This is a genomic window from Caulobacter hibisci, from assembly GCF_016135805.1.
Classification (GTDB): Bacteria; Pseudomonadota; Alphaproteobacteria; order Caulobacterales; family Caulobacteraceae; genus Caulobacter; species Caulobacter hibisci.
Genome location: NZ_JADWOX010000033.1, coordinates 1 through 23,014, shown reverse-complemented (window position 1 = coordinate 23,014; position 23,014 = coordinate 1). Strand labels below are relative to the sequence as shown.

At 69.7% G+C, this 23,014-nt stretch carries 24 protein-coding genes and 1 pseudogene; 12 read left to right on the top strand and 13 right to left on the bottom strand.

The window, feature by feature from the left end:
- Positions 1 to 56: 56 nt before the first annotated feature.
- The 4 genes from I4Q42_RS25295 to dnaN form a co-directional block, all read right to left on the bottom strand.
- Positions 57 to 434, bottom strand: coding sequence for a VOC family protein (locus tag I4Q42_RS25295; protein ID WP_198578877.1), 378 nt, complete (start codon positions 432 to 434; stop codon positions 57 to 59).
- Between the two features lie 103 nt (positions 435 to 537).
- Positions 538 to 900 carry a hypothetical protein gene (locus I4Q42_RS25290; RefSeq protein WP_198578876.1) on the bottom strand — a complete coding sequence of 121 codons (363 nt, stop codon included), beginning with the start codon at positions 898 to 900 and terminating at the stop codon, positions 538 to 540.
- Positions 897 to 2,834 (bottom strand): S9 family peptidase, encoded by a 1,938-nt coding sequence (locus I4Q42_RS25285; protein WP_198578875.1) that lies wholly within the window; start codon positions 2,832 to 2,834, stop codon positions 897 to 899. Before I4Q42_RS25285 ends, I4Q42_RS25290 begins: the two co-directional genes overlap by 4 nt.
- A 68-nt stretch (positions 2,835 to 2,902) precedes the next feature.
- Positions 2,903 to 4,021 (bottom strand): DNA polymerase III subunit beta, encoded by a 1,119-nt coding sequence (dnaN, locus tag I4Q42_RS25280; protein ID WP_198578874.1) that lies wholly within the window; start codon positions 4,019 to 4,021, stop codon positions 2,903 to 2,905.
- Between the two features lie 236 nt (positions 4,022 to 4,257).
- Here dnaN and I4Q42_RS25275 point away from each other — a divergent pair.
- Positions 4,258 to 4,434, top strand: a pseudogene (locus tag I4Q42_RS25275) (DUF2061 domain-containing protein); the annotation flags it as partial.
- 192 nt (positions 4,435 to 4,626) lie between these two features.
- Here I4Q42_RS25275 and grpE read toward each other — a convergent pair.
- Positions 4,627 to 5,244: a nucleotide exchange factor GrpE gene (gene grpE, locus I4Q42_RS25270; protein WP_198578872.1), complete on the bottom strand. Its 618-nt coding sequence runs from the start codon at positions 5,242 to 5,244 to the stop codon at positions 4,627 to 4,629.
- Positions 5,245 to 5,257: 13 nt separating this feature from the next.
- On the bottom strand, positions 5,258 to 6,334 hold the full coding sequence (gene hrcA, locus I4Q42_RS25265) for a heat-inducible transcriptional repressor HrcA (protein WP_198578871.1): 1,077 nt from the start codon (positions 6,332 to 6,334) through the stop codon (positions 5,258 to 5,260).
- Between the two features lie 124 nt (positions 6,335 to 6,458).
- Between hrcA and rph the strand changes: the two genes are divergently transcribed.
- Entirely contained in the window at positions 6,459 to 7,175 is a 717-nt protein-coding gene (gene rph, locus I4Q42_RS25260) for a ribonuclease PH (protein ID WP_110120422.1), read from the top strand.
- A gap of 185 nt (positions 7,176 to 7,360) precedes the next feature.
- Here rph and I4Q42_RS25255 read toward each other — a convergent pair whose 3' ends face one another.
- The 7 genes from I4Q42_RS25255 to I4Q42_RS25225 form a co-directional block, all read right to left on the bottom strand.
- Positions 7,361 to 7,708 (bottom strand): RidA family protein, encoded by a 348-nt coding sequence (locus I4Q42_RS25255; protein WP_198578870.1) that lies wholly within the window; start codon positions 7,706 to 7,708, stop codon positions 7,361 to 7,363.
- A gap of 51 nt (positions 7,709 to 7,759) precedes the next feature.
- Complete coding sequence (locus tag I4Q42_RS25250; protein WP_198578869.1) at positions 7,760 to 8,092, bottom strand: hypothetical protein; 333 nt, start codon at positions 8,090 to 8,092, stop codon at positions 7,760 to 7,762.
- Positions 8,093 to 8,175: 83 nt separating this feature from the next.
- Positions 8,176 to 9,642 carry an FAD-binding protein gene (locus I4Q42_RS25245; RefSeq protein ID WP_198578868.1) on the bottom strand — a complete coding sequence of 489 codons (1,467 nt, stop codon included), beginning with the start codon at positions 9,640 to 9,642 and terminating at the stop codon, positions 8,176 to 8,178.
- Between the two features lie 80 nt (positions 9,643 to 9,722).
- Positions 9,723 to 10,151 carry a thioredoxin domain-containing protein gene (locus I4Q42_RS25240; protein WP_198578867.1) on the bottom strand — a complete coding sequence of 143 codons (429 nt, stop codon included), beginning with the start codon at positions 10,149 to 10,151 and terminating at the stop codon, positions 9,723 to 9,725.
- A gap of 58 nt (positions 10,152 to 10,209) precedes the next feature.
- Positions 10,210 to 11,235, bottom strand: coding sequence for a sterol desaturase family protein (locus I4Q42_RS25235; RefSeq protein WP_198578866.1), 1,026 nt, complete (start codon positions 11,233 to 11,235; stop codon positions 10,210 to 10,212).
- A gap of 105 nt (positions 11,236 to 11,340) precedes the next feature.
- On the bottom strand, positions 11,341 to 11,583 hold the full coding sequence (locus I4Q42_RS25230) for a helix-turn-helix domain-containing protein (protein WP_198578865.1): 243 nt from the start codon (positions 11,581 to 11,583) through the stop codon (positions 11,341 to 11,343).
- A 14-nt stretch (positions 11,584 to 11,597) separates the two neighbouring features.
- Positions 11,598 to 12,125, bottom strand: a complete 528-nt coding sequence (locus tag I4Q42_RS25225) for a DUF2975 domain-containing protein (RefSeq protein ID WP_198578864.1) — start codon at positions 12,123 to 12,125, stop codon at positions 11,598 to 11,600.
- A 414-nt stretch (positions 12,126 to 12,539) separates the two neighbouring features.
- Between I4Q42_RS25225 and rdgB the strand changes: the two genes are divergently transcribed.
- From rdgB to I4Q42_RS25175, 10 genes are all read left to right on the top strand, one after another.
- Positions 12,540 to 13,145: an RdgB/HAM1 family non-canonical purine NTP pyrophosphatase gene (gene rdgB / locus I4Q42_RS25220; RefSeq protein ID WP_198578863.1), complete on the top strand. Its 606-nt coding sequence runs from the start codon at positions 12,540 to 12,542 to the stop codon at positions 13,143 to 13,145.
- A gap of 196 nt (positions 13,146 to 13,341) precedes the next feature.
- Complete coding sequence (gene hemW, locus I4Q42_RS25215; RefSeq protein ID WP_198578881.1) at positions 13,342 to 14,481, top strand: radical SAM family heme chaperone HemW; 1,140 nt, start codon at positions 13,342 to 13,344, stop codon at positions 14,479 to 14,481.
- Between the two features lie 51 nt (positions 14,482 to 14,532).
- Positions 14,533 to 15,405, top strand: coding sequence for a 16S rRNA (cytidine(1402)-2'-O)-methyltransferase (gene rsmI, locus I4Q42_RS25210; protein WP_198578862.1), 873 nt, complete (start codon positions 14,533 to 14,535; stop codon positions 15,403 to 15,405).
- Positions 15,402 to 15,809, top strand: a complete 408-nt coding sequence (locus I4Q42_RS25205) for a YraN family protein (protein ID WP_198578861.1) — start codon at positions 15,402 to 15,404, stop codon at positions 15,807 to 15,809. Before rsmI ends, I4Q42_RS25205 begins: the two co-directional genes overlap by 4 nt.
- Positions 15,806 to 16,621: a SirB1 family protein gene (locus I4Q42_RS25200; RefSeq protein WP_198578860.1), complete on the top strand. Its 816-nt coding sequence runs from the start codon at positions 15,806 to 15,808 to the stop codon at positions 16,619 to 16,621. Before I4Q42_RS25205 ends, I4Q42_RS25200 begins: the two co-directional genes overlap by 4 nt.
- A 17-nt stretch (positions 16,622 to 16,638) precedes the next feature.
- The gene (locus I4Q42_RS25195; protein WP_198578859.1) at positions 16,639 to 17,133 is read left to right on the top strand and encodes a hypothetical protein; all 495 of its coding nucleotides are present in this window, start codon (positions 16,639 to 16,641) and stop codon (positions 17,131 to 17,133) included.
- 101 nt (positions 17,134 to 17,234) lie between these two features.
- Positions 17,235 to 18,188, top strand: a complete 954-nt coding sequence (gene gshB / locus I4Q42_RS25190; protein ID WP_198578858.1) for a glutathione synthase — start codon at positions 17,235 to 17,237, stop codon at positions 18,186 to 18,188.
- A gap of 121 nt (positions 18,189 to 18,309) precedes the next feature.
- Positions 18,310 to 19,845, top strand: coding sequence for a YifB family Mg chelatase-like AAA ATPase (locus I4Q42_RS25185; RefSeq protein WP_198578857.1), 1,536 nt, complete (start codon positions 18,310 to 18,312; stop codon positions 19,843 to 19,845).
- A gap of 217 nt (positions 19,846 to 20,062) precedes the next feature.
- Positions 20,063 to 21,601, top strand: a complete 1,539-nt coding sequence (locus I4Q42_RS25180; RefSeq protein ID WP_198578856.1) for a response regulator — start codon at positions 20,063 to 20,065, stop codon at positions 21,599 to 21,601.
- A gap of 37 nt (positions 21,602 to 21,638) precedes the next feature.
- A partial coding sequence (locus I4Q42_RS25175) for an AmpG family muropeptide MFS transporter (protein ID WP_198578855.1) occupies positions 21,639 to 23,014 on the top strand: 1,376 nt, incomplete at its 3' end.

Sequence of the window (23,014 nt, the reverse complement as noted above, 5' to 3'; positions counted from 1 at the left end):
TGACAGAGGGGTTCCCGCCACAAGGGCGGGAATGACGGGGTTTTAGGGGCGGGACGCTATTCCCCCAGTCGGTAGGCGCACAGCTTGTTGCCGTCGAGATCCCGGAAGTACGCGAAATAGGCCTTGGGCATCCGCTCGCCCGGCTGGCCCTCACAGGCGCCGCCCAGCTCGATGGCCTTGGCGTGGAAGGCGTCGACCTCCTCGCGGGTCTCGAAGTCGAAACCGCCCATCATGCCGTTGCCGATGCAGGCCGGATTGCCGTCGTAGGGACCCAGCACCCCGAACATGCCCACGCCCTTGCCGCGATAGAGCCGCCCGCCGGACGGATGCTCAAACAGGGGCTTCATGCCGATCGAGCCCAGCAAGGCGTCGTAGAAGGCCTTGGCCTCCTCCAGCCGGTTCGAACCGACGGTCATGTAGCTGATCTTGGCCATGGCGAGCCTCCCGTTTTCTTATGAAACGGACGGTGGCGCGTGGAGCAGGCGGGCGTCAAGAGGCGTGCTAATCCCTACTCCGCCGCCGGATTTCACCGACGCCCTACCCGAAATACCCCCGCGCCACCTCGACTTCGGTCAGCCGCCACACCCCCGCCGCGCCCAGCAGCACGCGGCGCAGCTCGACCTCGAACACCGTCCGGGCGGTTTCGCGGTTCACCAGTTCACGCACGGAAACCTCGAACGGCGCGTCGATCGCGATCGACCGGTGCACGGCCGAGTTCATGACCGCGAGGTCCACCGCCCCGTCCAGCGAGGCGAAGGCCGCCGCGACCGCTTCCGAACGCTCGAACCAGGTCGCGCAATCGGTGAAGTCGACCGCCTCCCACAGGGTCAGCATGCGGTCGAAGAGGTCGTCGAAGCGGTCCTCGCGCAGCAGGCCGGCGGGACCGCCGCGTGAGCTCACTGGCTAGCGCCCAGCACCTTCTGCAGGAACTGGGTCTCGACCTCGCGGCGACGGTCGTTGTTGAGCTTCTTGAGGAAGCCGTGGCCCTCGTCCTTGAACTGGACGTACCAGGTCTCCACGCCCTGGGCGCGCAGCTTCTCGACCACCTGGTCGGATTCCGATTTCGGCACGCGGGGATCGTTCCAGCCCTGCATGACCAGCATCGGCTTGGTGATCTTGGAGACGTTGTTGAGCGGCGAGATGGTCTCGAAGGCCTTCAGCATCTTGGGGTCGCGCTCGTCGCCGTATTCGACGCGGCGCAGGTCCCGGCGATAGGCCTCGGTGTTCTTCAGGAACGAGACGAAGTTGCTGATGCCGTAGCGCTCGACGCCGCCAGCCAGGCGGTCGGAATAGCGGGTCATCACCGCCAGCGACATGTAGCCGCCGTAGGACTGGCCGTAGACGACGACGCGGCTGGGATCCAGGTCCGGCTGGGTCTTGATCCAGTCCAGCAGGGCGCCGATGTCCTTGACCGAATCCTCGCGCTTCTCGGCGTTGTCGAGGTCGAGATAGGTCTTGCCGTAGCCCGACGAGCCGCGGACGTTGGTGACGATCACCGCCGCGCCGAGCTGCGCCACCGTGTGCTGGTGGAAGGCGTTGAACACCGGCCGCGACTGGCCTTCCGGACCGCCGTGGATGTCGATGATCACCGGGGCCTTCTGGCCGGCCGCCAGCTTGGGCTTGTAGACGAAGGCCGGGATCGAGCGCTTGTCGAACGAGGGGAAGCGCACCAGCGTCGGGCTGACCAGGGCCTTGGCGTCGAGACCGCCCAGTTCCGAGGCCGTCCAGCGGGTGAGCAGGCCGTCGGCGATGTCGAAGCTCCAGGCGTCGCTGGACGCCGTGGGCGTGGCCAGGCTGAAGCCGATCTTCGAGCCGTCTTCCGAGAAGGCCAGGTTCGACACCACCCCGCCCGGCAGCGCCGGCTGCGGCAGGGCCCGGCGGGTGCGGAAGTCCTGCACCACCAGCTTCGAATAGCCGTCCTCGTTGACCACATAGGCCAGGACGCGGCCGTCGCTCGACAGCTTGAAGTCTTCCACGTCCCAGGACCGCTCGCCTGAGACCAGGACCTTTTTGCCAGTGGCGAGGTCGAACTCGACCAGGCGCATGAAGTCCGAGCCCTCGTCCGACAGCATCAGGATCGACTTGCCGCCGGGGGTGAAGACCCCGCCGTCGTAGGAGACCTTGGTCTTGGTCGGGTTGAGCTCGGTGGTCTTGCCGGTGGCTACGTCGAGCAGCCAGCGCTTGCTCTCCCCGATCGAGAAATAGCGGCCCAGCAGCACGGTCTTGCCATCGGGCGAGACGTCGATCGGCGAGACCTGGCCCTCGCCCTGGAAGATCACCCGGCGACCGTCCGGCGCGGCGGGGTCGCGCAGCACGACGTCGTAATTGGCCGAGCCCTTGGTCGCCCGGCTCCAGACCAGCACCTTGCCGTCGGCCGACCAGGCGGGCGACTGGTTGCGGGTCCCGGCTTCCGTCAGCTGGGTTTCCTTGCCCGAGGCGTCGCGGACGAACAGCTGGAACCACTCGTCGCCGCCGGTGTCCTTGGAGAACAGGATCTCGCCGGTGGGTAGGGTGTGAACGCCGGCCACCGGCTCGTCGTGGAAGGTCAGCTGGCTGCGGTCGGCGCCAGGCGCGGCGACCTTGTGGATCTGGTTGGTGTTGCCAAAGCGCGTGACGATCAGCATGCCGCCGTCGCCGGTCCAGTCCTGGAAGGCCGCGCTGCGGGCGTTCTGATAGCGCGCCAGGCCCGAGCGGATCGCCGGATCGGCGACCGGCACGTTCTCGAGGATCTGATTGCCGATCTCGCGGCGCTCGACGGGGGTGGCGGTTTGAGCCAGCGCGGACCCGCCGGCCAGGATCAGGGCGGCGACCGAAGCGCCGAGCAGGGATTTCATCAAGACAAACATCCTCAAAGCAAAACGGGCGCCCCTCGGGGCGCCCGTTCCTGTTCAAGACCGCGCGATCAAACCCGCAGCGGCATCAGCACGTACTTCACGCCCGGATCGACCGGGTCGACCACCAGGGTGGGCGAGGCCGGGTCGGCGAAGCGGAACTCGGCTTGCGGGCCGGCGATCTGGCCGCAGACGTCGAGCAGGTAGCGGGCGTTGAAGCCGATCTCGAAGGGCTCGCCGTCGTAGTCGACCTCGACCTCTTCGACGGCCTGGCCGGCTTCCATGTTGCGGACGGTCAGGGTGATGCGGCCCGGCTCGATGGCCAGCTTCACCGAGCGGCTCTTCTCGGCCGAGATGGTGGCCACCCGGTCGACGGCCTTGGCGAAGAGGTCGTTGTCGAGGGTAAGGATCTTGGCGTTGTCCTTGGGGATCACGCGCATGTAGTCGGGGAACGAGCCGTCGATGACCTTGGAGGTCAGGGCGGCGCGGCCGAACTCGAAGCGGACCTTCTGGGGCGAGACCTGCAGGTCGATCTGCTCGCCGGCGTCTTCGAGCAGGCGGCGGGCCTCGGCGATGGTCTTGCGCGGCACGATCACGCCCGGCAGGCCGGCCGAACCCTCGGGGGCCGGCATCTCGGCCAGGGCCAGGCGGTGGCCGTCGGTGGCCACGGCGCGCAGCTTGGTCTCGCCGCCCTCGTTGACCGTGTGCAGGTAGAGGCCGTTCAGATAGTAGCGGGTCTCTTCGGTCGAGATGGCGAAGCGCGTCTTGTCGATCAGGCGCATCAGCTCGTTGACGTCGACGGCGATGCGGCCCGACAGGCCCTCGTTGCTCATCACCGGGAAGTCGCCGGCCGGCAGCACCGGCAGGTTGAAGCGCGAGCGGCCGGTCTGGATCACCAGGCGCGGGTCGTCGCCGTTGAAGCTGAGCGACACGTCCGAGCCGTCGGGCAGCTTGCGGACGATCTCGTACAGGGTGTGGGCAGGCGCCGTGATCTGGCCGGGCACGTCGATCTGGGCCAGGCCCTCGTCGATGATCTCCATGTCGAGATCGGTGGCCGAGAACGAAAGCGTGTCGCCATCCGCCGACAGCAGGATGTTGGACAGGATCGGGATGGTGTTGCGGCGCTCTACGACGCTCTGCACGTGACCCAGCGCCTTCAGCAGCGCCGCCCGCTCGATGGTAAGCTTCATTTCTCGGTCCAGGCTGGACGCGGGCGCAGGAACGTCGGGAGAATCCCCCAGCGCCCGGCCCCGCCGTCAATGGACCACGGACATTAGCGCAAACGCGGCCACTGGGAAGGGCCTGCAAGGCCTTTGGCGCAAGCCAGGGCTGTGGATCACGGGGGCGGATGGTTGAAAACCTCGTCCCTTGCGCAATGAAGACCACTTCTTATATTGATAATCAATCGCAACAAGAGTTCGCAGCCATGCGCCTCGCTCTCAAGACCGCCACCTACGCCACCATGCACCTGACGGTGGCCATCGCCGTCGCCTACGCCCTCACCCGCGACTGGCGCATCGCCCTGGCCGTGGGGATCGTCGAACCGATGGTCCAGACCGTGGCCTTCAACATCCACGAACGGCTGTGGAGCCGGGCGGACAAGGAAAAGCCGGCGGCGGCGTAACCTTCCTTCTCCCCTTGCGGGAGAAGGTGTCAGCAAAGCTGACGGATGAGGGGTCGCACCAACGCAAAACGCCGCGACAGCGGCCAGGCTGTCGCGGCGTCCTGTTGCTGAGAGACCCCTCATCCGGCGCTGAGCGCCACCTTCTCCCGCAAGGGGAGAAGGATCAGGTCATCAAGCCTTCGTATCGAACGAGCCGCCGGCGTCCTCACCCGAAGCCGCATAGGGATTCGGAGCCGCAGCCGCCGGTTCGGCCGGGGCCGGGCCGGTCGAGCCCTTGGCGGCGACGGCGACCATGGCCGGGCGCACCAGGCGGCCCAGCAGTTCATAGCCGACCTGCAGCACCTGGATGACGCCGCCGGCGGCGACCTCGTCCGAGGGCTGCTCCATCACCGCCTGGTGCAGGTGGGGATCGAACTTCTCGCCCTTGGCCGGGTCGACCCTCTTCAAGCCGTTGCGCTCGAAGCCCGCCTGCAGCTCCTTCTCGGTCATCTCGACGCCGACGATGTAGTTCAGCACCGCCGGGTCCTGCGAATCACGCGGGCTGGCCGCGGTGGCGCGCGACAGGTTGTCGGCCGCGCCCAGCAGGTCGCGGGCGAACTTCTGGATGGCGTAGGCGCGGGCGTCGTTCATCTCGCGCTCGGCGCGGCGCTTGACGTTCTCGGCCTCGGCCGCATAGCGCAGCGCCTGGTCCTTCATGGCGGCGATCTCGGCCTTCAGGGCCTCGATTTCCTGGGTCAGGTCTTCGGCTTCGAAAGCGACATCTTCGGCCGGCGTTTGCTCGTCGGTCATTTCCAAACAGTCCTCATCCATCGATCATCCGGCCGAGCACGCGGGCGGTATAGTCCACCAACGGGATCACCCGGGCATAGTTCAAACGCGTGGGCCCGATCACCCCGATCGCGCCCAACACCTTCTGTCGCCCCGTCATATAGGGCGCCGCGATCACGGAGGAACCCGAAAGCGAAAAGAGTCGCGTCTCGGCCCCGATGAAGATGCGCACGCCCTCGGCGTCGCGGACGTCGTCGAGCAGGCCGATCAGCTGGCCCTTCTGCTCCAGGTCGTCGAACAGCTGGCGCACGCGCTCGAGATCCTCGCGCGGGCCGCCCTCGGCCAGCAGGTTGGCGCGGCCGCGGACGATCAGGGCCCGCTCGGCCCCCTCCCCGCCGCCCCAGGCGGCCAGGCCGTCCTCGACCAAGCGCGCGGCGGTCTCGTCGAGCTGCCGGCGAGCGGTCTCCAGCTCGGCGCGGATCTCGTCCTTGGCCTCTGTCAGGGTGCGGCCGCGCAGGCGGGCGTTGAGGAAGTTCGACGCCTCCTGGAACGCCGAAGGGGTAAGGCCCACGCCGCCGCGCATCAGCCGGTTCTCGACCGTGCCGTCCTCGAACACCATCACCGCCAGGGTCTGGCCGCCGCCGAGCGCCACGAACTCCACGTGCTTGACCCCGCCCTCACGGACCGGGGTGACGACGATGCCCGCCCCGCCGGCCAGGCCCGACAGGATGGCCGAGGCCTCGTTCAGGGCCTCCTCGAAGGTGCGACCCTTGGCGTAGAGGCGGCTTTCGATCTCGCGCCGCTCGTCCTCGCCGACGTCGCCCACTTCCAGAAAGCCGTCGACGAACATCCGCAGGCCGGCGTGGGTGGGCATCCGCCCGGCGCTGGTGTGGGGGCTGTCGAGCAGGCCCAGCTGCGCCAGGTCCTGCATGGTGTTGCGGATAGAGGCCGGCGACAGCTGGATGCCGCCACGCGACAGGGTGCGCGAGCCCACCGGCTCGCCGGTCTCCAGATAGGCCTCGACGACCCGGCGAAAGATGTCGCGGGCGCGGGCGTCCAGCTCGGTAAGGCCGGGCGTCCGAGCGATCGGTCCCGGAAAAAGCTGTGTCATGGCCCTTGGAGATAGGGTGGAGGGGCGAAAAAATCGAGCGGGGACTTGGAGGTTCCCGTCCGGGGGAGGATAAGCGGCGCCTTCAATCCCGACTAGCCCCCGCCAACCAGACCGGAGTTTCCGCATGCGTCCGTCCGAACGCGCCCCCGACCAACTGCGCGCCGTCACGCTGGAGACCGGCGTCAACCGCTACGCCGAGGGCTCGTGCCTGATCGGCTTTGGCCACACCAAGGTGCTGGTCACCGCCACCGTCGAGGAAAACGTCCCCGGCTGGATGCGCAACAAGGGCGCCGGCTGGGTCACCGCCGAATACGGCATGCTGCCCCGCGCCACCCACACCCGCGGCCGCCGCGAGGCCGCCGCCGGCAAGCAGACCGGCCGCACCCAGGAAATCCAGCGCCTGATCGGCCGCTCCCTGCGCGCCGTCGTGGACCTCAAGGCCCTGGGCGAGCGCCAGATCAGCCTCGACTGCGACGTCATCCAGGCCGACGGCGGCACCCGCACCGCCGCCATCACCGGCGCCTGGGTCGCCCTGCGCCTGGCGACCAATTACCTGCTGGAAGAGGGCGTGCTGAAGGCCGACCCGATCCTGGGCCAGGTGGCCGCCATCTCCTGCGGCGTGTTCAAGGACACCCCCGTGCTCGACCTCGACTACGAGGAAGACAGCAACGCCGAGGCCGACGGCAACTTCGTGCTGACCGGCGGCGGCGAGATCGTCGAGATCCAGGCCACCGGCGAGAAGCGCGGCTTCACCCGCGGCGAGTTCGACACCCTGTTCGGCCTGGCCGAAAAGGGCATCGGCGAACTGTTCGAATTCCAGCGCGCCGCGATCGGCAAGTAAGAGGCGTTAGCTCCCTCTCCCCTTCTCCCGTCATTCCCGCCCTTGTGGCGGGAAGCCCTGGTTCCGCTTCCGCGAGAGGCGCAAGCGGCGTGCTGAGCACGCCGCCCCATTCTCACCTGCGGCTGACAGAGGGCTTCCCGCCACAAGGGCGGGAATGACGGGAGATTTGGAAAGTGCGGCGGAACCTATCGCGCCGCCGCCACCGTGATCTCCACCGCATAGTCCGGGCTGGCCAGCCGCGCCTCGACCGTCGTGCGGGCCGGCGGGTTTTCGGGATCGACCCAGGCGTCCCAGGCCGCGTTCATCGCCGCGATCTGGCCGATGTCCGCCAGGTGGATGGTGGCGCTGACCAGCTTGGACTTGTCGGTTCCGGCCTGGGCCAGAGTGTCGTCTATCTGGGCCAGCACCTCTTTCGTCTGCTCCAGCACCGAGCCGCCGACGGTCTCCTCGGCCACGTGGCCCGACAGGAACACCAGGCCGCCCGCAACGACGGCGTCGCTCCACCGCGCCGCCTTGCCGATACGCTCGATCATCCCGAGGCCTTTCCGTCCTGAAGCGCCCGGGCGGTCACACGTCGCCACCCGTCACCCCTCGTATAGGCTGTAGACCCGCACCTCGCGAGCGTGCAGCAGCTCGCCGGGCAGCAGAATCGTCGCCCAGGCCAGCAGCACCGCGCCCCCGGCCAGCAGCCACTGCCCCGACAACAGCGCCAACGCGAACACCGCGATCAGCAACGGCCCGCCGAGCGTCGCCAATACGCAGAGCAGCAGGTACGGCCCCCATCCCAGGGTGGATTGGATAGCCTGCCCGCATTGGCGGCATCGGCCGACGGCGCGACGATTCAGGCACCGCAGCGGACCGAAGGCCTGTCCCTTGGCGCTGCAGGTCGGGCAAACGCCGCCGATGTTCAATCCCAACCGCTGGTCCCTTCGCCGCGAAGCCATTCGCCCATAAGCTTCACCAAGCATGTACGAACGCCCGAAAGACGATCAAGCCTTCGTCAGGCGAACTCGGCGAAATAGCGGTCCCACATCGTGTTGCGAAACAGCCCGCCCGGATCCAGCCGGCGCTTCTCGGCGACGAACCGGGGCAACCCCGGATAGGCCCGCGCCAACTGGTCGGGCCGGGCGTGCAGGCGGTAGGGCAGGTAGAACGAGCCGCCGTGGGCCAGGGCCGCGTCGATCAGGGCCTGGGTGACGGGCTTCATCGCCGCGTCGGCCTTAAGCGTCCTGGCTTGCGAGAACGACATCACCGCCGCCACCCGCTCGCCCGGGGCAAAGGCCATGACGCTTGTGCGGTCGGCGGCGATGTAGCGCAGCGTCACGTTCAGCAGGTCCAGGCCCGACTTCGGAATGATGTCGCGGCAGGCGGCCAGGAAGCCGCCCAGACGGTCGGGCGGCAGGAAATATTCGTGCAGGATGTCGGTGCGGCGGGGATTGCGGTCGGCCAGTTCGTCGGCCGACGAATTGATTAGGGCGTTGCGGGTGACGGCCTTGGCCTCCAGGCTGGGCTTGAGCACCGTCTCGGCGTACCAGCGCAGGTCCTTCCAGGGCTCCGAGCCGATCTGGGCGCGATAGATCCCGCGCACCACGCCGGCCATCGGATCGCCCTTGCCCGACAGTCGTTCGGGTGCGCCCTCGACCCGCCTGAACACCGTCATCAGCGCCTCCTGGAAGAAGTTGCGCCGCGACACCGACAGCCGGCCATAGCCCATGACCACGTCCGGCCCATGCAGGGCCTTGGCGAAGCGAGGGCCGAAGTCGGCGGCCGGCATGGCCTCGTAGGCGGGCTTCAGGCGGACATTGCGGGCCATCTCGACCTCCAGGTCGACGATAACGCCGAACAGGCCGTAGCCGCCCATGGCCAGGGCGAAGAGGCCGGGCTCGACCTCGCGCGAACAGCGCACCAGCTGGCCGTCAGCCATCAGCAGGGTGATCGACCGCACCGTCGAGCCCATCGGCCCCAGCGGCGCGGCCCAGCCATGGACATTGACGCTGAAGGCGCCGCCCAGGGTGAAGTCGTTGTTGGCCTGGGTGACCTTCGGCGCGAAGTCCAGCCGGTCCAGCGCCGGGATGATGTCGCGCCAGCGCGTCCCGGCATGGGCGCGATAGGTCAGGCGCGCCGCGTCGATCGCGCAGCCGCCCCGGTCGAAGGTGATGGCCGTGCCGCCCTGCGCCAGGCTCTGGCCGCCCATCGAGTGCCGCGCCCCGCCGATGCAGACCGGGCGGCCGGCCGCCGCCGCGTCCTTCAGCTCGCGCCGCAGCGCCTCGACCAGACCGCCGTCGATGGCCGGGCGGACGTGGCGAGCCACCGGCGTGGCGTCCAGGCCGCTGGCGTCGTCGAGGATCGCAGAGCCGCCAGTCGCCTGTTCGACCGTCGCCGGAGCGGCGCGGGCCGGCGTCGCCAGCAGCGCCGCGCCCGCCAGCGCCCCGCCCACGGCGTCCCGGCGAGAAAAGGCTTCCGACATGCTGATCGCCCCCGCGTCACAGACGCGGGAGCTTAGCCGCCAGGTTGTGAAGGTCGATACCTCGCGTGCGCGAGACGGGCTCAGGCCAGCGCCTTGCTCGTCCAGTCGACGATCTGCGGGGCGCTCATCAGGCCGGCCGAGCGGGCGACCACCGCATTGTCGCGAAACAGGATCAGGGCCGGGATGCCGCTGACGCCCAGGGCCGAGGCGGGCGCGGGATGGGCTTCGGAATTCAGCTTCAGCAGGCGCACGCGCGGCTCCAGCTTGCCGGCGGCGGCGGCATAGTTCGGGGCCATGGCCCGGCACGGTCCGCACCACGGCGCCCAGACGTCGAGGAGCACGGCCGCGCCCTGGGTCAGGCGGCGATGGCGGTCGAGACCGGCGGCGTCGACTTCGATGGGTTGGCCGGTGAACAGGGCGCTCTTGCAGCGGCCGCACTTGCCGGCGGCGGGGTCGCGGTCGTCGGGCAGGCGGTTGGCCGCGCCGCAGGACGGGCAGACGATCTGCATGGTCGGGGTCCTCTGATCAGGCAGCAGAGGTGTGCAGCGTCACTCGTCCGCGCAAGGCCTATTCGGCGGGGAGCGGCCCCGGCGCGGCGGCGGGCCGGCCCAGCAGGCGGTCCCAGGCCTTGCCGAACGGCTCGACCAGGGCGGCGACCAGCGTCTTGCCGTGGTCCTCGGCGGGGGTCAGGCCGAAGTCGAGGCCCGGATCGCGCTTGGGCGGGATGGCCAGGGTGCCCAGCAGCCAGTCGAACAGCGACAGGGCGAAACCCAGGTTCTTGCCGAAGTGCTCGGGCCGCATCGAATGGTGGATCTGATGGTGGGCCGGGCTTTGCAGCAGATGGCCCAGCCAGCCCCGGAACGGCATCCAGACATGGCTGTGGCGCAGGTGCAGGACGCTGCCGATATAGGCCAGCATCACCAGGTTGACGCCGAACAGCCCGACCGGCTGGGCGTCGGGTCCCCAGGCCCAGACCATCACGCCCTGGGCGATCCCGGTGAAGAAGCCGGCCCCCAGCGGGAAGGCCACGCCCTCGACCGGATGCTGGCGCCACTCGGTCAGCGGGGTCATGACCTCGGCCGAGTGATGGACCTTGTGGAACTCCCACAGCGCCGGCACCTCGTGCAGCAGGCGGTGGACGAGGTAGTAGCTGAAGTCGAAGACCAGGGCGTAGAGGGCGGTGGCCAGCAGGGCCAGGCCCCAGCCCGCCGCGCCGCCGACGGCCGCCGCGTGGCCCGGGCCGAACAGGCTGGTCAGTTCACGGACGGTCAGCGCCTTCCAGGCCATCGAGGTCAGCGGCCACAGGGCGAAGAAGGCCGCGAACAGGATGCTGGTGACGAGGTAGAACTTCAGGTCCAGCCGCGTCGAGGCGTGCCGCAGCATCCGCTTGGGCGCCAGATAGGCCAGCAGGGCCCGGTCGCGGCGGCGGGCGGCGGCCTTGCCGGACACCGGCCGCTTGCGACGGCCGAGACGGAAGAACACCGCCGCGGTCAGGGCCGCGCCCAGCAGCGACCACAGGCTGAACGGGTCGTTGAAGGTCAGCGGCCGCAGCAGGGGCGCGGTGGCGAGCTCGATCAGGAAGTTCGGGTCCATGGCGTCCGCGCGGCGTGGTGTCGGCGCAGACCCTAGGCGCCCGCCGCTTTCGGCGCGGTTAAGGCCCCGTCAGTCGCCCGCCGTCAGTCGTCGTTCAGTCGTCGTTCAGTCGCTAGGGCCGTCTTCGTCGCCGCCGTCGCCCGGCCCGTGCTCGAAGGTCATCAGGTCGCCCGGCTGGCAGCCCAGCTCGCGGCACAGGGCGTCGAGCGTCGAAAAGCGGATGGCGCGGGCCTTGCCGGTCTTCAGGATCGACAGGTTGGCCAGGGTCACCCCGACCCGGTCGGACAGCTCTGTCAGCGACATGCGCCGTTCCAGCAGCACGCGGTCGAGATTGACGCGGATGGACATGGGGCGCTCCGCGCTCAGATGGTCAGTTCGGCTTCGCGGCGAAGGCGCGCGCCCTCGCGGAAGACCTCGGCCAGGACGAACACCACCAGCACCGAGAACCAGGCGTTGAGGGTGAAGGAGCCATCGAACAGCTTCTCGCCGACCAGCATTCGGGTCAGGCCCGAAAACACGTAGCGGCCGACTTCCAGCGCCGCCAGGATCGCCCCCATCACCCGCAGGCGGCGGACGTTGTCGGGGTGGAAGGGGTCGCCCAGGGTCATGGTGGCGAAGATCTTGCGCAGGCGCTCGACGATGGCCATCCAGCCGCCCGACATCAGCGCCCAACCGGCCAGGGCCACGGCCGCCCCCGCTCCATACTTGCTCAGCTTCCCGGCCGCCTCGCTGGGCAGCATCGAGGTCAGGAGGTCGGGATTGAAGCTCAGCAGCAGCACCAGCACCGTGACCAGGGCCAGGAAGCTGACCCACACCCACAGGGCGTAGAAGCTGACGTCGAGAATGATCTTCAGAAAGCTCGATACCGAGCCCGGCCCCAAGGCGCGCATGGGCTTTGTCCCCGCCAGTCGCTCGCGCCCGCCAGCGGGCCCGATGTCTTATAAGTCGAAGCGCGCCCGAGCACGCCGGGACGACTCGGCTGTGCGCCGGTCGCCGGGTTGAAGTCTAGAGCGAGTGGGCCAGGAAGGTCACGGCCGAGATCGGCAGGCCCACGATCAGCGCCACGGTCGCCAGGCGGAAGGCCGAGGTTTCCAGCAGGCTGAACAGGCGGGGCGTCGTCATCAGGGCGGTTCCAGGCGGGGAAATCGGGAGCGGTTTCCCGATGACGCCAAGATCGCCGATCGGCGGCCGACGAACAACGTCGCTTATCGATAAACGATATTAAACTTTCGCAATGATCGGCTCTTGCGGCGACCGCCCGCCGGGGGTCTAACGGGCCGTTCTCTCGTTCTCGGAGCCGCGCGATGACGCTGAAACTGATCAACGGCCAGAAGATCGTCGCCGCCACCCACAATCCGGGCAAGGCCAAGGAACTGGCCGCCCTGCTCGATGGACGCTTCGAGGTGCTGGCCGCCGGCGTCCTGGGCCTGCCCGAGCCGGACGAAACCGAGACGACCTTCGTCGGCAACGCCCTGCTCAAGGCCCGCCACGCCGCCGACCTGTCGGGCGAGGTGTCGCTGGCCGACGACTCGGGGCTTTCGGTCGCCGCCCTGGACGGTGCGCCAGGCATCTATTCGGCCCGCTGGGCCGGCCCGACCAAGGACTTCGCCCTGGCCATGGACAAGGTGGCCGAGCGCATCGAGGAAACCGGTTCGGAAGACCGCGCCGCCTGGTTCACCTGCGCCCTCGCGGTCGCCTGGCCCAACGGCGGTCCGGCCGTCGTGGTGCAGGGCGAGGTGCACGGCACGCTGGTGTTCCCGGCCCGTGGCGACAAGGGCTTCGGCTACGACCCGATCTTCGTGCCCACCGGCTACGACCAGACCTTCGGCGAGCTGGAGCCGGCCCAGAAGGACGCCATGAGCCACCGCGCCGTGGCCTTCGAGAAGCTGAAGGCGGCGCTGTTTGAGTGAGGCCCTTCCACTCCGTTCCCCTCTCCGAGCATCCCCGCGAAGGCGGGGATCCAAGCTGATTTTCCATAAGAGACGCGGCGGGGAAGCTCCAACGTCGAATTCCATCCGGCGCCTCGGCTTGGATCCCCGCCTTCGCGGGGATGCTCGGTTGAAAGGAAGGCGATAGGTGGAAGATCGCGCCCTCCCCCCGCTCGGCCTGCCGCCCCTAGGCCTCTACGTCCACTGGCCGTACTGCGCCCGCATCTGCCCCTATTGCGACTTCAACGTCGTGCGTGACCGGGGGCGGACCGAGGAGCAGGCGGCTTTGGCGCAGGCGATCATCGCCGACATGACCGCACAGCGCGCCCTGACCGGACCGCGCCGGCTACTGTCGATCTTCTTCGGCGGCGGCACGCCCTCGCTGATGGACCCGCTCGCCGTCGCCCGGGTGATCGAGATCGCCAAGGCCCTGTGGTCGCCCGCCGACGACCTGGAGATCAGCCTCGAAGCCAATCCCACCGACGCCGAGGCCGGCCGCTTCGAGGCCCTGGCGGACGCGGGCGTGGCGCGGCTGTCGCTTGGGGTGCAGGCGCTGGACGACGCCTCCCTCAAGATGCTCGGCCGCAACCACGACGCCGGCTCGGCCAAGCGCGCCGTGGCCACGGCCGCGCGCCTGTTCCCGCGCCTGTCGGTCGACCTGATCTACGCCCGCCCTGGCCAGACCGACGCCGCCTGGCGCGAGGAGCTGGCGCAGATGCTGGCCTACGGTCCCGAGCACGTCTCGCCCTACCAGCTGACCATCGAGGCCGGCACGGCCTTCGATCGCGCCGTCGGCCGCGGCAAGATCGTCCCGCCCGACGAGGACCTGGCCGCCCAGTTGTTCGAGACCACGCAGGAAGTGCTCGAGGCCGCCGGCTTCGACGCCTACGAGGTCTCCAACCACGCCAAGGGCGCGGCCGCCCGCTCGCGCCACAACCTCGTCTACTGGCGGGGCGTCGACTATGTCGGCGTCGGTCCCGGGGCCCATGGCCGGCTAACGCTGGATGGTAGCAAGGTCGCCACCACCGCCCGCGCCAAGATCACCGACTACATCGCCGCCGTGGCCCGCGAGGGGACCGGCTTCGAGCGCGAGGACCTCAACCCCGTCGAGGCCGCCGAGGAGCGCCTTCTGCTGGGCCTGCGCATCGACGACGGGGTCGCCTTTTCCGAAATGGCCGCGCTCGACCTGAGGGCAGACACGCCCAAGGTGAAATCGCTGGTCGAGTCGGGCCTGCTGGTCGATGACCCTCATCGTCTGCGCGCCACGCGCCATGGCCGGCTCGTTCTTGACCGGCTGACAGGCGTGCTGGCGACCTGATACGCTCCTGCTTCGCGGGCTCCGGCCCTTCCTCAACGGAAAGTACGCCGCTTGAGCCGATTGCTTCCCCCGCCCGTCCTGTCCGACGCCCCGCTCGCGCCCGGCCTCTACCTCGTGGCCACGCCGATCGGGAACCTGCGCGACATCACCCTGCGGGCTCTGGACGTGCTGTCCGCCTGCGACCTGCTGCTGGCCGAGGACACCCGCGTCACCGGCAAGCTGCTGTCGGCCTATGCGATCAAGACCAAGCTGGAACGCCACGACGAGCACGTCGCCGAGCGGGCGATCCCGGCTATCCTGGAGCGGCTGGAGGCCGGCGAGCGCGTGGCCCTGGTGTCGGACGCTGGCACGCCGATGGTCTCCGACCCCGGCTATCGCCTGGCCCGTGAGGCGATCGCGGCCGGCCATCCGGTGTTCCCGATCCCCGGCGCTTCCGCCGCCCTTGCGGCCCTGACCCTGGCCGGCCTGCCGACCGACCGCTTCCTGTTCGCCGGCTTCCCGCCGCCCAAGAGCGGCGCGCGCAGGACCTTCTTCGAGGAATTCGCCAACGTCCGCGCCACCCTGATCTTCTTCGAGGGCGCTTCGCGGGTGGACGATACCCTGGCCGACATGGCCGCCGTGTTCGGCGGCGATCGCCCGGCGGCGGTGTGCCGCGAACTGACCAAGCTTTACGAGACCTGCGTGCGCGGCCCCCTGGCCGAACTGGCCGTCGACCCGCGCTTCGAAGCGCCCAAGGGCGAGATCGTCATCATCGTCGGTCCCGGCGCCGAGGAGCTGGCCACCGCCGACGACGCCGAGGCCGCCCTGCGCGAGGCCATGGCCCGCCTGCCCCTGGGCGAGGCCGCCTCGGAAGTGGCCAAGGCGCTGGGCCTGTCGCGCAAGGATCTCTATCGCCAGGCCCTGGCCCTGAAGGAGGCCGGATGACGAGCGCCCGGCCGCTTCGCGAGATCCGCAGCGTCCGCGGCGCGGCCGCGCGACGCTCGGGCCGGCGCGCCGAAGCCCTGGCGGCCGCCTGGCTGATGCTGAAGGGCTACCGCATCCTCGGCTTCCGCCTGGCGACCAGAGCCGGCGAGATCGACATCCTGGCGCAACGCGGACGCGTCCTGGCCGTTGTCGAGGTCAAGAGCCGGACGAGCCTGGAGGCGGCGCTGGAAGCGGTCAGCTTCGAACAACGGATGCGCCTGCGCCGGGCCGGCGCCCTGGCCGCTGCTTCGCGCGTCGGGCTGAAGGGCGTTGCCGTGCGCCTGGACCTGCTGGCGCTGTCGCCCGGCCGGCCGCCGCGCCACGTGCCCGACGCCTGGCCCGATGACGGGAGGGCCTGGGCATGACCCGCGACGAGGCCGAAGCGATCCTCACCCAGGCCGGCGAGCGCGACGACGAGGGCTTTCCGCTGTTCGAGGCGGCCCTGGCCTGCGCCGTGCACGACGAGCCCGACCGCGACGAGCAGCCGGCCCTGGACCTGGCCCGCTCCGCCGTCGAGCGCCTGAAGTCGCGCCTGCAGAGCGAGTCGCCCGAGGAGGCCATCGCCGAGGCCATGGCCGGCGACCTGCGGCTGACCGGCGACCTGCTGACCTACGACCATCCCGACAACGCCGACGTCATCGCCATCGCCGGCCGCCGCAAGGGCCTGCCGGTGGCGCTCGGGGTGTTCTACATCCACGCCGCCCGCGAGGCGGGGCTCGAGGTGTTCGGCGTCGACTTCCCCGGCCACTTCCTGCTGCGCATCGAAACCGACGAGGGCCCGCTGGCGCTGGACCCCTTCAGCGAGGGCCGGGTGGTGCTGCCGTCGGAGCTGTCGCGCCGGGCCCTGCGCACCGGCCTGATGCCCGACGTCGCCGCGCGGCTGGACCAGCTGATGGCCCCGATCTCCGACCGCGCCGTGCTGATCCGCCTGCAGAACAACATCTTCGCCCGCGCCCAGCAGGCCCGCGACTGGGCCCGCGCCGAGCGCTCGGCCCTGCGCCGCGCCCTGCTCGACCCCACCGACCACCACCCCTGGCTCGACGTCGCCGCCGCCCGCGAAGGCCAGGGCGCTCTTGCCGGGGCGCTGCAGGCGCTGTCGCGGGCGCAGACGCTGGACGGCGGGGCTACGATCGCGGCCCGGGCAGCGCGAGAGCGGGTGCGGCTGCGGCTGAACTGACTTCGATAGGCGAAGCCATGGCGAAATCGGGACGAGCGCTCCTGAAGAAGGAGCTCACCCTTTATGTTCTTTCAGAACTGAAGGCCCTGGGCTTCGTGCAAGCGTCGCCGACCGACGAGCAAAAGAAGGATCGGCAGTTCGGTTGGCGCCATCCATTGGGCCTGTGGCGCCTTGAGGGCGATACGACCTCATGGATATTCGCGCTGCAGTTTGGCAAATACGGCAATGCCGCCGTGCAGCCCTATTTCGGGAAAATCGAAAACATCCGCTTCGAAGAGATAGGGAATTCGGGCTTGGAGCCTGGCATTCTAGATTACCAAGAGCATTTTACGATATGCACACATCGCCTTTGGCTCGGGATGTTTCAGGTCAAAAGGCGCTTTGGATCCGAACTTCAAATTTCCGACTACGAGAGAACAGCCAAGAAGATCGCCGCCTTTTTCCCGAAGGTGAGGGCGATCATTGAAGGTCGATCGAGGGGCAGTTGGCATATCGTTCGGTTCACGCCATAGCGCGCTTCTATTGAGACCCGAGTGACGGCCCTCGCATTCTGGCGAAATCGCCTTAACTAGGCAGTCGCGCCCCAGTCGCGTCGAAATCCCCAGGAGTCCCCATGTCGTTGCGCGTCGCCGTCCAGATGGATCCCGTCCTGGGGATCAATATCGACACCGACACCACCTTCCTGATGATGATGGAGGCCAAGATCCGCGGCCATAAGCTGTGGTTCTACACGCCCGACAAGCTGTCGCTCGAAGACGGCCGGGTGTTCGCCCGCGCCCAGCCGCTGGAGGTGTTCGCCGAGAAGGGCGCGCACGCCAAGCTCGGCGAGACCGTGGTGCTCGACATGAAGGACGATGTCGACGTGGTGCTGATGCGCCAGGATCCGCCGTTTGACATGGCCTACATCACCGCCACCCACTTCCTGGAAAAGGTGCATCCGCACACGCTGGTGGTAAACAACCCGGCCGAGGTGCGCAACGCGCCCGAGAAGCTGTTTGTCACCGACTTCCCGGGCGTGCAGCCGCCGACCCTGATCACCAGCGACTATGAGGCGATCTACGACTTCCGCGCCCGCCACGGTGACATCGTGCTGAAGCCCCTCTACGGCGGCGGCGGTTCGGGCGTGGCTCGTCTGCTGGCGGACGATCCCAATCTCGACGCCCTCCTGGAACTGCACGCCATGATCGGCCGCGAGCAGGTCATCGCCCAGAAATTCGTTCCCGCGGTCAGCAAGGGCGACAAGCGCGTGCTGCTGGTCGACGGCGAGCCGGTGGGCGCGATCAACCGCGTGCCGGCCGCCGGCCAGGTGCGCTCGAACCTGCGGGTCGGCGGCCGCGCCGAGGCCGTGGAGCTGACCGCCCGCGACAAGGAACTGTGCGCCATCATCGGCCCGGAACTGAAGAAGCGCGGCCTGCTGTTCGTCGGCATCGACGTGATCGGCGAGTACCTGACCGAAATCAACGTCACCTCGCCGACCGGCGCCCAACAGCTGAAGCGCTTCAGCGGCATCGACGCCGCGGCGATCCTCTGGGATCGGATCGAGGGCATTCGATCAACCGGAGGATGAGAAAGCGGCGCTAGTGTACTGAATCGTCACACTTTCCCAAAATGTTCTTTTTTCGTTCTTGCTCCGACCCGCTCGCCATGCTTGGGTTGTGGATAAGTCGGACGAATTTCGGGGGAAGCGGATGGCCGCCAAGGTCGTCACGGTGGCGTTCGAGGGCGTCGAGGCGCGCCGCGTCGACGTCGAGGTGCAGCTGACCGGCGGGATCGTCGCCTTCGCCGTGGTGGGTCTGGCCGACAAGGCCGTGGCCGAAAGCCGCGAGCGGGTGCGGGGCGCTTTCGCCGGTCTGGGCCTGTCGATGCCGGGGAAGCGCATCGTCGCCAACCTGGCGCCGGCCGACCTGCCCAAGGAAGGCACCCACTTCGACCTGCCCATCGCCCTGGCGCTGCTCGGCGTCATGGGCGTGATCCCGCCCGATGCGCTGGATGGCTGGGCGGCGATGGGCGAGCTGTCGCTGGATGGCCGCATCGTCGCCTGCGCCGGCGCCCTGCCCGCCGCCATGGCGGCCGGGGCCATGGACCTCGGCCTGATCTGTCCCGAGGCCTGCGGACCCGAGGCGGCCTGGGCCGGCGGCACGCGGATCCTGGCGCCGCGCTCGCTGGTGGCGCTGATCAACCACTTCCGGGGCAGCCAGATCCTCAGCGCGCCCGCGCCCGGCCCTGTTGTCGAGGGCGAACGCGCCAAGGACCTGCGCGACGTCAAAGGCCAGGAGCAGGGCAAGCGGGCGCTGGAGATCGCCGCGGCCGGCGGCCACAACCTGCTGTTCGTCGGCCCGCCGGGCTCGGGCAAGTCGATGCTGGCCCAGCGCCTGCCGGGCCTGTTGCCGCCGCTGACCTCAGGCGAACTCCTGGAAACCTCGATGGTCCACTCGGTGGCCGGGCTGATCGCCAAGGGCACGCTCAGCCGCGCCCGCCCCTTCCGCAGCCCGCACCACAGCGCCAGCATGGCCGCCCTGACCGGCGGCGGCATCAAGGCCAAGCCCGGCGAGGTATCGCTCGCCCACAACGGCGTCTTGTTCCTCGACGAGCTGCCCGAGTTCGGGGTCCAGGCCCTGGACAGCCTGCGCGCGCCGCTGGAGACCGGCGAGGTGATGATCGCCCGCGCCAACGCCCATGTCCGCTATCCGGCGCGGGTGCAGCTGGTGGCGGCGATGAACCCCTGCCGTTGCGGTCACGGCGGGGCCGGACGCGGGGCGTGCGGCAAGGCCCCGCGCTGCATCCGCGATTACCAGGGCCGGGTGTCCGGCCCGCTGATGGACCGCATCGATCTCGCCGTCGACATGCCCGCCGTCACCGCCGCCGATCTCGCCCTGCCGCCCTCGAGCGAAGGCTCGGCCGAGGTCGCCGCCCGCGTCGCGGCCGCCCGGCGGCTGCAAGGCGAGCGGGCCGAAGCGGTGACGCCCGGCGCGCCGGAAATCCTGAACGGCCGCGCCGAGGGCGACCTGCTGGACCGCATCTGCGCCCTCGACGACGCCGGCCGTTCGCTGCTGACCAAGGCCGCGGAAGCCGGCCGCATCAGCGCCCGCGGCTGGACCCGCACCCTGCGTCTGGCCCGCACCATCGCCGACCTGGAAGGCGCAACCTCGGTGAAGCGGGTGCATGTGGCCGAGGCCCTGGCGCATCGGCGGACGTCGGCGCCGGGGGAGATGGAGACGATCTGATCCCTCTCCCCTTGCGGGAGAGGGTGGCCCGCGAAGCGGGTCGGGTGAGGGGTCGAAAGCCCTGTCCGTTGCGAAAGCGGAAAGTCCGGGTGCGGCGGCCAGGATCTGAGAGACCCCTCATCCGACGGCTTCGCCGCCACCTTCTCCCGCAAGGGGAGAAGGATTCCGACCCCCGCCTCCACCCCGCCTTAACCCGCCCGCCCTACACTCGCGCTCCATGACCAAGCCGCGCGACGCCGTCTCCGCCGAACAACTGGCCACCCTGAGCCATGAGTTTCGCACACCCCTGAACGGGGTGCTGGGCATGGCGCGGCTGCTGGAGAACACCAAGCTCACCGCCGAGCAGCGCTCCTACGTGTCTGCCCTTCGCGAGAGCGGCGACCACCTGCTGAGCCTCGTCAACGACGTGCTCGACTTCGCCCGCCTGGGCGCCACGGCCCTGGAGCTGCACCTGGCCCCGGTCGATATCGAGGACCTGCTGCGCCAGGTGGCCGAGCTGATGAGCCCGCGCGCCCACGAGAAGGGCATCGAGATCGGCTGGGCGGTCGAGCGCGGCCTGCCGCCGCTGCTGGCCGACGAAGGGCGCCTGCGCCAGGTGCTGCTCAATTTCGCCGGCAACGCCGTCAAGTTCACCGAAAAGGGCGGCGTTCTGCTGACCGCTCGCGACGCCGGTGAGGGCCGCGTGCGGTTCTCCGTGGCCGACACCGGGCCGGGCGTCGCGCCCGAGCAGCGCGAAAGCATCTTCGAGGCCTTCGTCCAGACCGATCCCTCGCATCAGGCCCAGCTGGGCGGCGCGGGCCTGGGCCTGGCCATCGTCGCCCGCCTGGCCGGCGCCATGGACGGCGAGGCCGGGGTCGGCGAAACGCCCGGCGGCGGCGCCGACTTCTGGTTCGAGGCCCCGTTCGAGCGCCAGGCCCCGGCCGGCGCCGCGCCGCCGCTGGAAGGCCGGTTCGTCGCCGTGGTCTCGCCCAACGCCGTGGTCCGCGAGGCCGTCGGCGCCCAGGCCATCGCGTCAGGCGCGTGGGTCCGGAACCTGTCGGGCCTCGACAAGGTCGAGACCCTGCCGCCCGAGACCGTGCTGCTGGTCGACGCCGCCCTGGCCGCGCCGGACCGTCCGCTGGCCGCGCCGGCGGGCCGCGCCGCCGTGGCCCTGCTGACCCCCGACCAGCGCGACCTGATCCCCAGCCTGGGCAAGGCCGGCTTCAGCGGCTACCTGATCAAGCCCCTGCGCCGCGCCTCGCTGGTGACCCAGGTGCTGGCCGCCAAGCCGGTCGACGCCGCGCTGGAGGCGATCATCACCCCGGCCGAGGTCCAGGACGACCGCATCGCCCCCGCCGCCGCCCCCGGCGCCCGGGTGCTGCTGGCCGAGGACAATCCGATCAACGCCCTGCTGGCCCGCACCCTGCTGGAGCGCGAGGGCTGCACCGTCGACCGCATCGCCAGCGGCGACGAGGCCGTGGCCGCCCTGTCGCGCGGGACCTACGACCTCGTGTTCATGGACCTGCGCATGCCCGGCCTGAACGGCCTGGAGGCCACCCGCGCCGTCCGCGCCAAGGGCGTCGACACGCCGATCCTGGCCCTGACCGCCGACGCCTTCGACGAGGACCGCCGCCAGTGCCTGCTGGCCGGCATGGACGACTTCCTGGTCAAGCCCCTGACCCCCGCCGCCCTGCGCGAGGCGCTGTCACGCTGGACCGGCCCCGACCGCCCGCGCCGCTGGACGAACGACGCGACGCGCGCCAAGGTCGCCGGCTGACGGGACCCTGCGTTTTCCCCGTCTCGGGGAAGACCGCATGAGCCAGGACAACACTGGGCAGACCACCGAACCGGCGGCCGCGCCTGCCCGCAAGGGTCACGGCTGGCGTGACGTCGTGGCCGCCCTGCGCCAGCCACGCGTGCTGGTCACCCTGCTGCTCGGCTTCTCGTCGGGCCTGCCGTTCATGCTGGTGGGCAACACCCTTGGCTTCTGGCTGCGCGAGCAGGGCATCCAGCTGGCCGCCATCGGCTTCCTGTCCTGGGTCGGCATCGCCTATTCGCTGAAGTTCCTCTGGGCGCCGATCATCGACCGGGTGGACTTGCCGCTGCTCGGCCGTCTGGGCCGCCGGCGCGGCTGGATGGTCCTGACCCAGATCGTCGTCGGCGCGGGCCTGTTCGGCATGGCCGCCGTCGGCCCGGGAGGCCACCTGGCAACCTTCGCCCTGCTGGCCGTGATCACCGCCTTCGGCGCCGCCAGCCAGGACATCGTCGTCGACGCCTGGCGAATCGAGCGGGCGGAAGGCCCCGACGACCTGGGCCTGCTGACCGCCGCGTTCCAGTTCGGCTATCGCGTCGCCATTCTGGCCACCGACGCTTGGATCCTGGTGGCCGCCGCCAAGGTCGGCTGGCCGACCTCCTACACATTCTGCGCCCTGGCCATGGCGATCGGCCTGACCGCGACCCTGTTCGCCGCCGAGCCGGACCGCACCCCCACGGCCGCCACCGGCGCGGCGGCCGCGCCGCTTTGGAGCCCGCGCGGCTTCTTCGACGCCGTCGTCGGCCCGTTCATCACCTTCTTCCAGACCCACGGGGCCATGGCCCTGCTGATGCTGTGCACCGTGGCCCTCTATCGCCTGCCTGACTTCCTGATGGGTCCGATGGCCGCGCCGCTCTACACGGACCTGGGCCTGGCAAAGGAGATGATCGGCGCGGTGCGCACCTCGTTCGGCCTGGTCGCCACCTTTGTCGGCATCGCCCTGGCCGGCCTCAGCGCGGTGAAGCTCGGCTTCGAGAAGACCCTGGTGCTGGGCGCGGTGCTGGGCCCGGGCTCGAACCTGGCTTTCTCCGCCATGGCCCTGGCGGGTCCGAACATGCCCGTCTTCATCGGCGCGATGATCGTCGACAACGTCTCGACCGGCTTCGCCGGCGCGGCCCTCGTGGCCTACATGTCCAGCCTGACGAGCCTGGGCTACACCGCCACCCAGTACGCCCTGCTGTCGAGCACCTACGCCATGCTGGGCAAGTTCCTGAAGGGCTTCTCCGGCGCCGTGGTCGAGGGTCTGGAAAAGCAGTTCAGCCTGATGACGTCGTACGCGATCTTCTTCGCCGGCACCGCCGCCGTGGGCATTCCGGTCGTGATCCTGTCGATCATTCTCTCGCACAGGCAAGGCAAGGCCAAGGCGGCCGCCCAGGC